Annotated in this window: 8 protein-coding genes; 5 read left to right on the top strand and 3 right to left on the bottom strand. The window is 61.8% G+C overall.

The window, feature by feature from the left end:
* Positions 1-11: 11 nt before the first annotated feature.
* From CD58_RS12055 to tssA, 3 genes are read left to right on the top strand one after another with little or no spacing between them, the layout of a single operon-like run.
* A complete protein-coding gene (locus CD58_RS12055; RefSeq protein ID WP_025213246.1) occupies positions 12-773 on the top strand; it encodes a DotU family type IV/VI secretion system protein in 762 nt (253 codons plus the stop codon).
* Positions 770-4594: a type VI secretion system protein gene (locus CD58_RS12060; protein WP_025213247.1), complete on the top strand. Its 3825-nt coding sequence runs from the start codon at positions 770-772 to the stop codon at positions 4592-4594. Before CD58_RS12055 ends, CD58_RS12060 begins: the two co-directional genes overlap by 4 nt.
* The gene (tssA, locus tag CD58_RS12065) at positions 4591-5673 is read left to right on the top strand and encodes a type VI secretion system protein TssA (protein ID WP_025213248.1); all 1083 of its coding nucleotides are present in this window, start codon (positions 4591-4593) and stop codon (positions 5671-5673) included. The genes CD58_RS12060 and tssA overlap by 4 nt, the downstream gene beginning before the upstream one ends.
* Here tssA and CD58_RS12070 read toward each other — a convergent pair.
* Together CD58_RS12070 and CD58_RS12075 are read right to left on the bottom strand one after the other, a co-directional pair.
* Entirely contained in the window at positions 5670-6623 is a 954-nt protein-coding gene (locus CD58_RS12070) for a 2-hydroxyacid dehydrogenase (protein ID WP_025213249.1), read from the bottom strand. The two genes, tssA and CD58_RS12070, sit on opposite strands and share 4 nt — an antisense overlap.
* Before the next feature lie 312 nt (positions 6624-6935).
* Positions 6936-7829 (bottom strand): hypothetical protein, encoded by an 894-nt coding sequence (locus tag CD58_RS12075; protein ID WP_025213250.1) that lies wholly within the window; start codon positions 7827-7829, stop codon positions 6936-6938.
* A 422-nt stretch (positions 7830-8251) separates the two neighbouring features.
* Between CD58_RS12075 and CD58_RS12080 the strand changes: the two genes are divergently transcribed.
* The gene (locus CD58_RS12080) at positions 8252-8752 is read left to right on the top strand and encodes a lipocalin-like domain-containing protein (protein WP_025213251.1); all 501 of its coding nucleotides are present in this window, start codon (positions 8252-8254) and stop codon (positions 8750-8752) included.
* A gap of 210 nt (positions 8753-8962) precedes the next feature.
* Positions 8963-10243, top strand: coding sequence for a serine/threonine transporter (locus CD58_RS12085; protein ID WP_025213252.1), 1281 nt, complete (start codon positions 8963-8965; stop codon positions 10241-10243).
* Between the two features lie 1200 nt (positions 10244-11443).
* Here CD58_RS12085 and acnB read toward each other — a convergent pair.
* On the bottom strand, positions 11444-14053 hold the full coding sequence (gene acnB / locus CD58_RS12090) for a bifunctional aconitate hydratase 2/2-methylisocitrate dehydratase (protein ID WP_025213253.1): 2610 nt from the start codon (positions 14051-14053) through the stop codon (positions 11444-11446).
* Positions 14054-14171 lie beyond the last annotated feature (118 nt).

Here is a 14171-nt window from a genome sequence, read left to right on the forward strand (position 1 = left end):
AGGGGAGTCGTATGCCTGACGGAAGTGGCGGTGCGGTTCGGGGTCTGCATGAGGCGCCGCTGAGCAGCGCTTTTCGTCAGGCCTGGCTGAAGTGGTCCCAGGAGTGGCAGGACTTGCCCAGGGACAGCGACCCTGCGGTACTGGTCAATCGGGTGGTGGAGTTTTCCGGGCGCAGCGCCCAGCGCTTGTGGCGGGTGGCCTTTGCCACCGTCGGCGATGCCGCCACCGAACAGGTCAAGGCACTGGTCTACGCCTTCGTGGCGCTGGTGGACGAAACCTTGCTGTTCACCCCGTGGCCGGGGCAACTGGCCTGGCAGCAGCACCCGCTCGAATCGCGCATGTATGCCAGTCGCCAGGCCGGCGAGCGGCTGCCTGCCGCCATCAAGAAACTGCTGGATGAGCAGATGCCCGGCACTCGGGACCTGGCCAATGTCTACCTGCAATGCCTGGTCCTCGGCTTCCAGGGCCGGCTGCGCGGCGAGCCCGGACAGATCCAGCATGAAAAATGGCGCCTGGCGCTGTTCACGTTTGCCTGGCAGCACGATCCTGATTATGTCGATGTCAGTGAGCGCCTGGCGATGTCTTCGGCGGCAGTGCCGGTGCGCATGCCAGTGCAGCAGTCACTGCCGGACGGGGTGCGCCTGGGGTTGGCGATCCTGGCGATGGTGGTGTTGCTGACCGGGTTGGGGCAGGTGTTCTGGCGGGACATCGTTTCGGCGCTCGAACCGGTGCTGCAACTGAACGAGTCGGCGGTCCAGGAGCAGGACTCATGAGCCCCTTGAGCATCATCGCCCTGGTGTTGCTCGCCATCGTCCTGCTGCTGTTGATTACGGTCGTGATCTGGTGGCTGCGGACCCAGGGTGGCGCGGCGATCCGCAGTTTCTATGGGGCGGTGCGCCACATGGAGCAGGAGCAGGGCACCCGGGACCGCTATCAGATGCCCTGGTTGTTGATGCTCGGCAATGAAACGGACGGCGCGCAGCTGTGTGCCCAATGGCGTTTGCAACCGACGGACAAGGCCGCATGGTTCGGACGCTGGTGGTCGGATGCCGAAGGCGCGGTGCTGGTGGTGCCCCAGGCGTTGTTCCTGCCCGATGAAGGCATGAACCGGCAACGGGGCAACTGGTGGCGCTTATTGGGACTGATCCTGCGGTTGCGCAGCAAACGGCCGCTGGACGCGGTGATCTGGACCGTCCCGTTCGGCAAGCTCGACGACATCGAGCACACCACCGAGTTGAGCCTCAAGGTCCGGCGGTGTTTTATCGACCTTCTGCAACGGTTCAGTCTCAGCTTGCCCGTGTACGTGGTGATCACCGGGATGGAGGAGCTGCCAGGCTTCCAGGAACTGGTCAGCGCACTGCCCGCCGAGGCCCGGGAATCGACATTGGGCTGGTCGTCGCCTTACCTGCCTGATGCGGCGTGGCAATCGCATTGGAGTGATCAGGCGCTGGATCAGGTCAACGCCGCGCTGTCGCAATCGATCATCGAAATCGGTGCACTGGCGGGCCAATTGAGCACCGATCTATACGGTTTGCCCGAGCGCTTCGAAGGCTTGCGGCGGGCCTTGCAGATCCTCCTGGAGCCGGTGTTCCAGGGTAATGCCCAAGGCGAAGCGCCGCGTTTTCGCGGCGTGTATTTCACCGCCAGCCAGGCGCCGGCGGTCAGTGTGGACGGGTTCGCCGCCACCGACAGCGTCCTGCGGCAAACGGTGTTCGCCCGCCAATTGTGGGCGCGACGGCTGGTGGCCGAACGTGGCCTGGCCCAGCCTGTGCCCCGCCTGCTGCGCTTGCGCCAGCGCTGGCATCGGTTGGCCGGTGCGGTGGCGCTGGTGGTCGGGCTGGTCTGGTTGGGGGGCATGTTGTGGGTCTGGCACTATTCGGTGGAGGAGGCCGAGGGGCTCTCGCGGCTGATCCTCAGTGCCCATAAGAACCACCTCGCGGTCGACCCTGACGAGCCGCAACTGGAGCCGACCCGGCACAACGTGCAGAACTACTGGAACGTCCTGGAAAAAGCCCCGCGCTGGCGTTTTGTCTCGGTGGTGTTCCCCACTTCCTGGTTCTCCTCCGTGGACACGCAACTTGAGGAGGGCTTGCGCCTGACCGCGCGGCACCACTGGGTACTGCCCCTGCGTGACTTGCTGGAGTCGGACCTGGAACAGCTCAAGGCCATCCGCAACACCGAGCGCCGCGGCAATGTGCAAAGCGAAGACCCGGCGCAATGGCAGAGCTACGTGAAAGCCAAGCAGTTGGTGGAGCTCGCCGTGCGCCTTGAGCAGCACAATCAGCTGTTCAGCCAGGTGGTGAACAACCCCAAGGCGCCGCTGGACGAGCTGGTGCAACTGAGTAACAACGCCTTGTCGTTGAGCCTCAACACCGGCACCTTGAGTCGGGCACGGTTCTACAACCGGGTGCTGTTCGATTCGCAAAACACCGATCTGCAAGGACTGGACCTGAACGCCGCGCGCCCGGTGATCTCCGATAACTTCACCGGCCTGATGCAGCGCTGGCTCGATCATTATTTCCTGGCGGACAACTTCGTGCGCCAGGCCGGCTATCTCAAGTTGCATCTGCAACGCCTGGAGTCGGGCAGTGGAAACTCCTTGAGCGAACTCGAAGACCTGATGGCGCTGATCGATGATTTGCAGACCCTGGTCAGCCTGACCAATTCGGCCTGGGGGCGGGGCAAGGGCCAGGACCTGGTGCCCGGATACTCCCAGATGATGGACAAGGTCAGCCACAGCACCTTGCTGGGGCCGGACATCGAACAGGACCTGGAGAGCCAGGCGGCGAAGCTGCAGCAGAGCTTTCGCGACCAGTGGATCGTTCAGAGCGGTTCCCGGGACAATCTGCTGGTGCAGCAGGGCAGTGGCTTGCTGGTGTTGCAAGACCATGTCACGGCGCTGGACGGTGCGGTGCAAGCCCTGTTCAAACGTGATTTCGTGGCGTTGGCCATGCAGAAAGACCCCTTGGACAGCAATTCCGATTCGATGGGCCAGGGCGACGGCAGCGATGATTTCAGTGGCGCCCTGAACTACTTCGCCAGCTACAAAAGCTATGCCAACGATGAGCTGCCGCGCATCCCGCCGGATTACCGTGACGCGTTGATGCAGGCCGCTGAAGGCGCTGCGGCGCGGGCCATGTGGTTGAGTTTGGATGAGCGCGACGAGCCGTTACCCGGCATGGGCTTCAATGTGCAGACATCCCAGGCCGTGGCGCTGCAAAAAGCGTTCATGGACGTGCACCGCAGCGATCTGGCGGTGCGTTTCCAGCGCCTGCTCAATCGCCGGGCATTGGCGCAGATCAAGAGCGGCCTGGACGAAATCGATGCCCAGCCGCTGTTCAGCCAGCGGGCCGATGTCCAGCGTTGGGACGGTTCGAAAAACTTCGGCTTGCAGCTGTACGGCGCCAGCGACCCACAAGATCTGAAGCTGAACCTGAACCAGCAGTTTGGCGCCATGCTGCAGATCGCCGAGCAGCGCATGCCGGCCCTGGAATGGCTGATTGTCCAGCAGGACAACCTGTCGGCCTTGGAGCACGATCAGGTGGCGCGGTTCATGGCCCTCAACGATGAATTGCTCAAGTACAAGAATCAGAACCCGGCCAGTTCCGCCGCTCAACTGGAGCAGTTGGTGAGCCGGGATTTCATCGAGATGGACACCACGTCCTGCGCGCAGATTTTGCAAACCTCCAGCCTGTCCGGTGGCCGCGGTGACCTGGCCCAGCGCACGGTCGCGCTACAGCAGAGCGCCCTGCAACGTTGCCTGTACCTGCAACAGAACCAGGCGGCGACCGCCTGGAATGACCTGGCCAACTATTTCAATCAGTACCTGGCCGGGCGCTTTCCGTTTTCCCAGGATGTGCGGGCCAGCGATGCCGACCCGGCGCGGGTGCAGCGCCTGCTGGAGTTGATCGACACGCGCTTGCCCCTGGCCCAGGCCGGGTTGACGCTGAGCCAGACGCCGGAGCGGCTGGCGGCGGAAGATTTCCTCAACCGTTTGAAACAGGCCGGCACTTGGCTCGGGCCGCTGTTCGTGCGAGACAAGAGCGGCATTCTTGGCGTGGAAATGGACGTGCGCTGGCGCACCGACCGCGATGAAGAGCGTGGCGCCGACCAAGTGATTGCCTGGGGCTTGAACGCCGGTAACCAGCAGATCAGCTACCCCGGTGCAGCCCAGCAGAACCTGCGCTGGATGGTCGGCCAACCCGTGCGCCTGACCTTGCGCTGGGCCCGCAACGGCTACCAGCGGCCGGCCAACGATCCCTTGCAACCGAACCTGGTGGTGCGCGACCTGGAAGCCGGCTGGGAGTATCAGGGACCCTGGTCGTTGTTGCGGCTGATGCGTTCGTTGGTGTCGGCGCAACGCCAGCCCAATATCGACTACACCGATTTCCCGCTGGCCCTGCAACTGCCGGTGACGGCCCAGGCCCAGGCCCGCACGGCGCAGCAAACGTTGATGTTCGTGCGCCTGTCGTTGATGAGCCAGGGCTCGAAGCTGCCCCTGTCGATCCCGCCGCTGCCGACGCGGGCACCCCGTTCACCGTTTATGGCGACCTCAACGAGTCCCGCCATCGCCACTCGTGAGGAAGGCCCGTGAGCTTGTCGATATCCCCCTTGCCCGACCGGGTCAGCCAGCTGCTCGAACCGCTCAGCGTCGAATCGCCCTGCGGCCAGGACCTGCGCTACGAACCGGAATACGATCTGCTGCGCGAGTTGCGTCGCGAGGACGACACCAGCCTGCCCACCGGCGTGTGGCAGTCTTCGATCAAGCGCGGCCAATGGCCGGAGCTGGAAAGACTCGCCACCACGCTGTTGCTCGAGCGCAGCAAGGACTTGATGATCAGCGCCTGGCTGGGGGAGGCGTGGTTGCACCTGGCGGGGCTGGAAGGCTTACCGGGCAGCCTGGCCCTGGTGACGGGCCTGTGTGAACGCTACCCCGAGCAGTTGCACCCCCAGGCCGACGAAGGTGATCAGTCGTGGCGGGTGATCCCGCTGGAGTGGCTGGCCCGCCGCTACAGCGAAGTGTTGCTGACGCGAGTGCCGTTGTTCGATGGTCGGGACCAGGCGTTCGCGGGATTTTGCCTGGATGACTGGCAACGTCTGCAGCGCCAGCAAGTGCTGGGCAACGACAGCAAGAACGCCAAGGCCTCGGCCGAAGCGGCGCGCAACGATCAAAAGAAACTCAGCGAGCTGATTCGCACCACGCCGCTGTCGTTCTGGTTGCATCGCCAGGGCAGCCTGATGCTGAGCTTGCAGCATCTGCAACGGCTCGACGCCTGGAGCGACGCTTACCTGGGCAACCAGGCCCCGGGCTACCGATCCTTGCAGGACGTGATACAGGCCTTGCTGACACTGGTAGAGGAGTTCATCGCGATGCACCCACAGCAACCCGCCTTCATTCCAGTGCCAACGTCTCCCGAGGCTACGACGTCGACGTCTCAGCCGCAGGCTGCACCTGTCCAGGTCTTTCAAGAACCGGCCAGCCGCGAAGAAGCTTATCGACAGCTGCTGGTCATCGCCGGTTACCTGGCCCGCACCGAACCCCACAGCCCGGTGCCTTACCTGATCCGGCGCGGCGTGGAGTGGGGCAACAAACCGTTGAGCGAGCTGTTGGGCGAACTGATCAGCGCCGATGCCGAATCCCGGCGGTTGTGGACGTTGCTAGGGGTTCTTTAATCCTGGGCATCGGGTAACGGCACAGGTGTGAGCAGCGGTTTGCCGGAAAAGAAGGCCGAGAGGTTCTGGCCCACCAGCTCCACCGTGCCACGGGTCGCCTCCGGCGACAGGCCGGCCACATGGGGCGTGAGGACGACGTTGGGCAGGTTCTTCAGCGCCTCTGGCACTTCGGGCTCGTGATCGAACACATCCAGGGCCGCGCCGGCGATTCGTCGGTGCTCCAAGGCGTTGACCAGGTCGGCGGTCGCGACCACGCTGGCACGGGCGATGTTCACCAGGAAACCGTTGGGCCCCAGCGCATCAAGGGCCTGTTTGTTGATCAACTGCCGGGTATCCAAGCCACCGGGTGTGGCGATGATCAGGAAGTCCGAGGCCCGGGCCAGTTCCGTCGGCGTGGCGCAGAACGTGTAGGGCACGTCGTTGCGCACCCGGCGATTGTGGTAGCTGACGCTCATGTCGAAGCCGAGTGCGGCCCGTTTGGCAATCGCCATGCCCACTGCGCCGAGGCCCAGCACGCCCAAGCGCTTGCCGGCCAGGGAGGGGCGCATGATCTTCGCCCATTCACCCCGGCGTACACTCGCGTCTGCCCGGGGAATGTCGCGCACCAGCGCCAGCAGCAGCGCCATGGCATGGTCGGCCACCGACGAGGCGTTGACCCCGGCGCCGTTGGTCACTGCGATGCCGCGGTTACTGGCGGCCTGCAGGTCCACCTGTTCGTACCCGGCGCCGATCACGCAGATGATCCGCAGGTTGGGCAGGGCGGCGATTTCTTCCGCCGTCAACCCGAGGGGACCGCGTGTCAGCACCGCGCTGAACCGCTCACCGTGTTCAAAAATCGCCGTCTTGCGTTCGGCAGGCGTTGGCGCCAATTCCAGGTGATAGCCCTGACGTTCAAGAATCGGCAGGTATTCATTGACGGTTTCAACCAGTACCAGAACGGTTGCGGTCATGCTGTGCTCCTGTGGGCAATCGGACTGACGGAAAAATTGTGGGGCGAGCCCTGGGCACGACGGTGGGGCGTATGGATGCAGGCCGATCCGTCGCTGTCTCGAGCAGGGTGTTATTTCTGTCCTGAGTGTAGGAGCTGGAGCGAAAGGGCGGTAGCCCGGCTCTCCCTGCCAGGCGATATTCGCAATAAATACACTGTCCTCAGCGGCGCAGGTTCAGGTGTGGATCTTTTTTGGGAGCATGTACAAAGCGACCCGGCGCTGCAAGAGCGCTGGGCAGGTGACTATTCTGACGTTCCATCGAGTATCGGCTTATTAAACTGTCGTACCGGAGACCCTTATGCCGACCACATTGGACCAGCTTTTCAGATCCGGCGTTACAAGCAGTGCAAACATGCCGTTGTTTTTACCCGGCGTGGGTTGTAGATCAGCGTTGGGCATCATTATCCAGTTGCCATAGGCATCCACGATTGTATTGCCCCATTCGCGCCCTCCGACATTGGCTTCGTAGAGCGTAATTCCAGTATTGGCGGGGCCTGTCCCGGCGATGTAGGGGCGGGCGGAGGTGGGCGTGTTCTCCCGGGGGCTCAGGATCGCCAGTGGTTGGTTCGGGTTAAATGGCGGCGTGGTGGCGATGTTGATGGAAGCAACATTGGACCAGCTTTTCAAATCAGGGGTTACAAGCAGTGCAAACATGCCGTTGTTTTTTCCCGGCGTGGGTTGCAGGTCCGCGTTGAGAACTATCTCCCAGTTGCCAAACTCGTCGGCGGTTGTCTTCCCCCATTCTTTTCCGCCAACGTTGGCTTCGTAGAGTGTTATCACGCTATTGGCTACGCTTGTTCCGACAATGCGCGGACGGGCATAGGTCGTAGCGCCGTCGGCAGGGCTGAGTATCCTTAGAGGTTGATTTGGAGTGGGGGGTGGCGTTCTGGCTATATTGACGAAAATGACGTTGGACCATCGGTTCAAGTCAGGCGTTACGACCAGTCCAAACCTGCCATTGTTCTTGCCGAGAGTCGCTTGTAGATCAACGCTGGGGGTCAGCGTCCAGTTGCCGAAGGCGTCGACGACAGTGTTCCCCCATTCAGGGCCTCCGACATTGGCTTCGTAAAGCGCTATGCGCTCATTGGCGGGGCCTGTCCCGGTGAGGCTGTGCCTAGGGAATATCGTACCGTTCTGAATAGGTGTGTTGATGATCAAGTCGGCCATTTCGCTTCTCCAGAAAATTATCGAAAGATGACCGGAGAATGAGGAAATACGAAAAGCTCTCATACCACCTTCGGCCTTGTGTCTAGATTAAAAACCAGCGGTGGGTATGGCTACTGTCAGGGATGACAGGTCGCGATTGTATGTCTCTATCGGAGCGCACTCAGGCACCGCTCTCGTGGTAGATCGGGAAGATTGATGTCGGTCATTGGTGAATATTTTTAACCAGCTCGTTCGTATGGGAGCGGCTTATTGGGGGTTGTCCTGGCTCATATACTCAGGGGAAATCTCAAGGGGAAGCTCACGATGAAAACAGGGTTGATCACAGGTGTGTCGTCCGGAATTGGGTGGGTCATGACCACAAAGCCGCTGGAGCGGGGCGATCGCGTGGTCGCGTGGGCGCTGACCCTGACGGCGGACAAGGTATGAAGTGGCTGCCCATACTTCTTCTCGCCATTTCCAGCGTGGGAGGGGCCAGCGAGACCCGGCTGCCTATCGCTGGGCCCAATCAGATTGCCGGCACGTGGCGTATGGTTAGCGCGACGCTTGAGCGCGATGGCCAGATCGATCGACCCTATGGCGAGAATCCCCAAGGCATGCTCGTCTTCACGCCCGACATGCACTTTGTCGAGGTGTTGACCAATGGCGACACTCCCCGTTTCCAGTCTGACGCACGCGGGGGCGGCACCGACGATGAGAACAGGCGCGCCATGGCATCGAGCATTGGATTTTTCGGTACATACACCGTAGACAAACACGGTCAATTCTCGGGCAACCGCGTCGAAGGCTCCACGTTTCCTAACTGGGTGGGAAGCGTTCGAACGGAGCAGCAACTGCAGCTCAAAGTTGAGGGTGAACGGATGTATGAGGCATTCACGCGCCCGGACGGAGGACGCGTGAACATTGAGTTTGTGCGGGTTCGATAGTGGGCATGGGCACTCATTGACGGGCTGCGACCATTTCCCCAATGCGTCGGTACCACCTGTGAAGGTGACAACCGCTCCTCAGCTAAGTCTTTGCTTCTGATCATGAATCCCGGACAATCGCGCCCCTGTTTCGGCCAGGGCGCTGCCTGTCGGGTTTTTCCGACTCGTCCCGGCCGGGTGCATGTGACCGGAAAACGGAGATCCGACCGGATGAATGATCAGGCCAATAGCGTCGAAGAGCGCTTTGAAACGACAGCCCCCGCCACCCTTAGCCAATGGAGTCGTCATGACACCACCTGGATGCTGGGTCTGTTTGGCACCGCCATCGGTGCAGGTACGCTGTTTTTACCGATCAATGCGGGCCTGGGTGGTTTTTGGCCACTGATGATCCTGGCAGTGCTGGCGTTTCCCATGACGTTCTACGCCCACCGGGGACTGACTCGCTTTGTGTTGTCCGGTCGTGACGGCGCGGACATCACCGAGGTGGTGGAAGAGCATTTCGGCCTCAAGGCCGGTGCGCTGATCACGCTTTTGTACTTCTTTGCGATTTTCCCGATCCTGCTGATCTACAGCGTGGCGTTGACCAATACCGTGGGCAGCTTCCTGGAGCATCAGCTGCATATCCAGCCGCCCCCTCGGGCGGTGCTGTCGCTGGTGCTGATCCTGGGGCTGCTGGCCGTGGTGCGTTGCGGCGAACAGGCGATCGTCAAGGCGATGAGCCTGATGGTCTATCCGTTCATCGTTGCGCTGCTGTTCCTGGCGGTGTTCCTGATCCCGCACTGGAACGGCGGCATCCTGACCACGGCGTCGACGCCGCCTGAGCCATCGGCCCTGCTGCATACCCTGTGGCTGGCAATTCCGGTGATGGTGTTTTCGTTCAACCACTCGCCGATCATCTCGGCGTTTGCGGTGGACCAGAAGCGTCGCTACGGCGCCAACGCCGAGGAGCGCAGTTCGCAGATCCTGTCGCGGGCCCATGTGCTGATGGTGGTGATGGTGCTGTTCTTCGTGTTCAGTTGCGTGTTGACCCTGTCCCCGGCGCAACTGGCCGAGGCCAAGGCGCAGAACCTGTCGATCCTGTCGTACCTGGCCAACCATTTCAGCAACCCGACCATCGCCTTTGCCGCGCCGTTGATTGCGTTCGTGGCGATCTCCAAATCCTTCCTTGGCCATTACATCGGCGCCAGCGAAGGCCTCAAGGGCCTGATCGTCAAGAGCGGCCGCCGCCCGGCGCCCAAGACCCTGGACCGCCTGACGGCGGCGTTCATGCTGGTGGTGTGCTGGATCGTCGCCACGCTCAACCCGAGCATCCTGGGCATGATCGAAACCCTGGGTGGCCCGATCATCGCAGCCATTCTGTTCCTGATGCCGATGTACGCCATCCGCAAAGTCCCGGCCATGGCCCGCTATCGCGGCCAGGCGTCCAATGTGTTTGTAGCGTTGGTGGGCTTGGTGGCGATTACAGCATTGGTCTATTCCCTGATGGCCTGACCACCACCTTGTGGGAGCGGGCTTGCTCGCGAAAGCGGTGGTTCAGCTGGCAGGGATGTTGGATGTGCCGCCGTCTTCGCGGGCAAGCCCGCTCCCACATTGGTTTCGGGTGTTCACAGCACTTACATCCACCACAACTCCCCTGTGGGAGCGGGCTTGCTCGCGAAAGCGGTGGTTCAGCTGGCAGGGATGTTGGATGTGCCGCCGTCTTCGCGGGCAAGCCCGCTCCCACATTGGTTCCGGGGTGTTCACAGAACTTACATCCACCACAAATCCCCTGTGGGAGCGAGCTTGCTCGCGATGGCGGTGGGTCAGTTGGCAGAGATGTTGGATGTGCCGCCGTCTTCGCGGGCAAGCCCGCTCCCACATTGGTCCCGGGTGTTCACAGCACTTACATCCACCACAACTCCCCTGTGGGAGCGGGCTTGCTCGCGAAAGCGGTGGTTCAGCTGGCAGAGATGTTGGATGTGCCGCCGTCTTCGCGGGCAAGCCCGCTCCCACATTGGTCCCGGGGTGTTCAAAGAACTCACATCCACCACAAATCCTCTGTGGGAGCGAGCTTGCTCGCGATGGCGGTGGGTCAGTTGGCGGGGATGTTGGATGTGCCGCCGTCTTCGCGGGCAAGCCCGCTCCCACATTGGTTTCGGGTATTCACAGAACTTGCATCCACCACAACTCCCCTGTGGGAGCGGGCTTGCTCGCGAAAGCGGTGGGTCAGTTGGCAGGGATGTTGGATGTGCCGCCGTCTTCGCGGGCAAGCCCGCTCCCACATTGGTCCCGGGGTGTTCAAAGAACTCACGTCCACCACAAATCCCCTGTGGGAGCGGGCTTGCTCGCGATAGCGGTGGTTCAGTTGGCAGGGATGTTGGATGTGCCGCCGTCTTCGCGGGCAAGCCCGCTCCCACATTGGTTTCGGGTGTTCACAGAACTTACATCCACCACAACTCCCCTGTGGGAGCGAGCTTGCTCGCGATGGCGGTGGTTCAGCTGGCGGGGATGTTGGATGTGCCGCCGTCTTCGCGGGCAAGCCCGCTCCCACATTGGTTCCGGGGTGTTCACAGAACTTACATCCACCACAAATCCCCTGTGGGAGCGGGCTTGCTCGCGAAAGCGGTGGGTCAGTTGGCATCGAAATGACAGGCATAAAAAAACGCCGCCCCTCGCAAGAAGGGCGGCGTTTTTAGTCGGGCGTTTTAAGCTTTAGGCTTGAACGACCGGGATGTTGGCGTTTGCAGCTGCTTCACGGAACTCGGCGATCTGATCGAAGCTCAGGTAGCGGTACACGTCCGCTGCCATGCTGTCGATCTTGCCGGCGTATTCCATGTACTCCTCGACGGTCGGCAGGCGACCCAGGATGGACGCAACGGACGCCAGTTCGGCCGAAGCCAGGTAGACGTTCGCGCCGTCGCCCAGACGGTTCGGGAAGTTACGGGTCGAGGTCGACACCACGGTGGAGTTCGGCTCGACGCGTGCCTGGTTACCCATGCACAGCGAGCAGCCTGGCATTTCCATCCGTGCACCGGCCTTGCCGTAGATGCCGTAGTAGCCTTCTTCGGTGAGCTGGTGAGCGTCCATCTTGGTCGGCGGCGACAGCCACAGACGGGTTGGCAGCTGGCCCTTGACCTGCTCCAGGAGCTTACCGGCAGCGCGGAAGTGACCGATGTTGGTCATGCACGAACCGATGAACACTTCGTCGATCTTCTCGCCAGCAACGCTGGAGAGCAGACGGGCATCGTCCGGATCGTTCGGTGCGCAGAGCACAGGCTCGCTGATGTCGGCCAGATCGATTTCGATGACTTCGGCGTATTCGGCGTCGGCATCGGCTTCCATCAGTTGCGGGTCGGCAATCCAGGCTTCCATCGCTTGGGCGCGACGTTCCAGGGTGCGTGCATCGCCGTAGCCTTCGCCGATCATCCAGCGCAGCAGGGTGATGTTCGACTGCAGGTACTCGGTGATCGACTCTTTCGACAGCTTGATGGTGCAACCGGCAGCCGAACGTTCGGCCGAGGCGTCGGACAATTCGAAAGCCTGTTCAAGGGTCAAGCCTTCCAGGCCTTCGATTTCCAGGATGCGGCCGGAGAAGGCGTTTTTCTTGCCTTTCTTCTCCACGGTCAACAGACCGTTCTGGATAGCGAAGTATGGAATGGCATGAACCAGGTCACGCAGGGTGATGCCAGGTTTCATTTTGCCTTTGAAACGCACCAGGATCGATTCCGGCATGTCCAGCGGCATGACGCCGGTGGCAGCGGCGAACGCGACCAGGCCAGAACCGGCCGGGAACGAGATGCCCATCGGGAAACGTGTGTGCGAGTCACCACCGGTACCCACGGTGTCTGGCAGCAGCATGCGGTTCAGCCACGAGTGGATGATGCCGTCGCCCGGACGCAGGGAAACGCCGCCGCGGGTCATGATGAAGTCAGGCAGGGTGTGGTGGGTGGTCACGTCGATCGGCTTTGGATAGGCCGCGGTGTGGCAGAAGGACTGCATCACCAGGTCAGCCGAGAAGCCCAGGCACGCCAGGTCTTTCAGTTCGTCACGGGTCATCGGACCGGTGGTGTCCTGGGAACCCACGGTGGTCATTTTCGGTTCGCAGTAGGTACCAGGACGGACGCCTTGGCCTTCTGCCAGACCGCAAGCCTTGCCGACCATCTTCTGCGCCAGGGTGAAACCCTTGGTGCTTTCGGCGGGTGCTTCCGGCTTCTTGAACAGATCGAAAGGTGGCAGGCCCAGCTCGGCGCGAGCCTTTTCGGTCAGGCCACGGCCGATGATCAGCGGGATACGACCGCCGGCACGGACTTCGTCCAACAGGACCGGGGTCTTCATTTCGAAGGTGGTCAGGACTTCATCGGTGCCGTGCTTGCAGACTTTGCCAGCATGCGGGTACAGGTCGATCACGTCGCCCATGTGCATGTTGGACACATCGAATTCGATCGGCAGGGCGCCGGCGTCTTCCATGGTGTTGTAGAAAATCGGTGCGATCTTGCTGCCGAAGCAGAAACCGCCGGCACGTTTGTTCGGAACGAAAGGAACGTCGTCGCCGAAGAACCACAGCACCGAGTTGGTCGCCGATTTACGCGACGAACCGGTACCGACCACGTCACCGACGTAGGCGATCGGGAAGCCTTGGCCACGCATCTCTTCGATCTGCTTCATCGGGCCGGTCTTGCCTTGTTCATCAGGCACGATGCCGTCACGGGCCATTTTCAGCATGGCCAGGGCGTGCAGCGGGATGTCCGGGCGGGACCAGGCGTCAGGGGCAGGGGACAGGTCGTCGGTGTTGGTTTCGCCAGTGACCTTGAACACCCGCAGGCTGATCTTGTCGGCCAGTACCGGGCGGTTCTTGAACCACTCGCCGTCGGCCCAGGATTGCAACACGGCCTTGGCGTGGACGTTGCCGTTCTTGGCTTTTTCAGCCACATCGTGGAACGCATCGAACATCAGCAGGGTGTGCTTGAGTTCCTTGGCCGCCACCGGCGCCAGCTCGGCGTCGTCCAGCAGGTCCACCAGGGTCACGATGTTATAGCCGCCCTGCATGGTGCCGAGCAGTTCAACGGCGCGCTTCTTGTCCAGCAGAGGGGATTGGGCTTCGCCCTTGGCCAGGGCGGACAGGAAACCGGCCTTGACGTAGGCGGCTTCGTCGACGCCAGGCGGAACGCGATTGGTGATCAGGTCAACGAGGAAAGCTTCTTCGCCAGCCGGAGGATTTTTCAGCAGCTCGATCAGGCCTGCGGTTTGTTCGGCGTTAAGCGGCTGGGGAACGATACCCAGGGCTGCGCGCTCTTCGATATGTTTGCGGTAGGCTTCAAGCACAGTTATTACCCTCATCAGTGGTCCCAAATGGGTGTCCGGGACGCTCATCCAGAAACCCGCGGTACTCATGCGCGTCGGGGGCTTTTTGGGCCTCCACGCCAGGGTTTCCGGGGTTCCT

This window comes from Pseudomonas brassicacearum (genome assembly GCF_000585995.1).
Classification (GTDB): Bacteria; Pseudomonadota; Gammaproteobacteria; order Pseudomonadales; family Pseudomonadaceae; genus Aquipseudomonas; species Aquipseudomonas brassicacearum_A.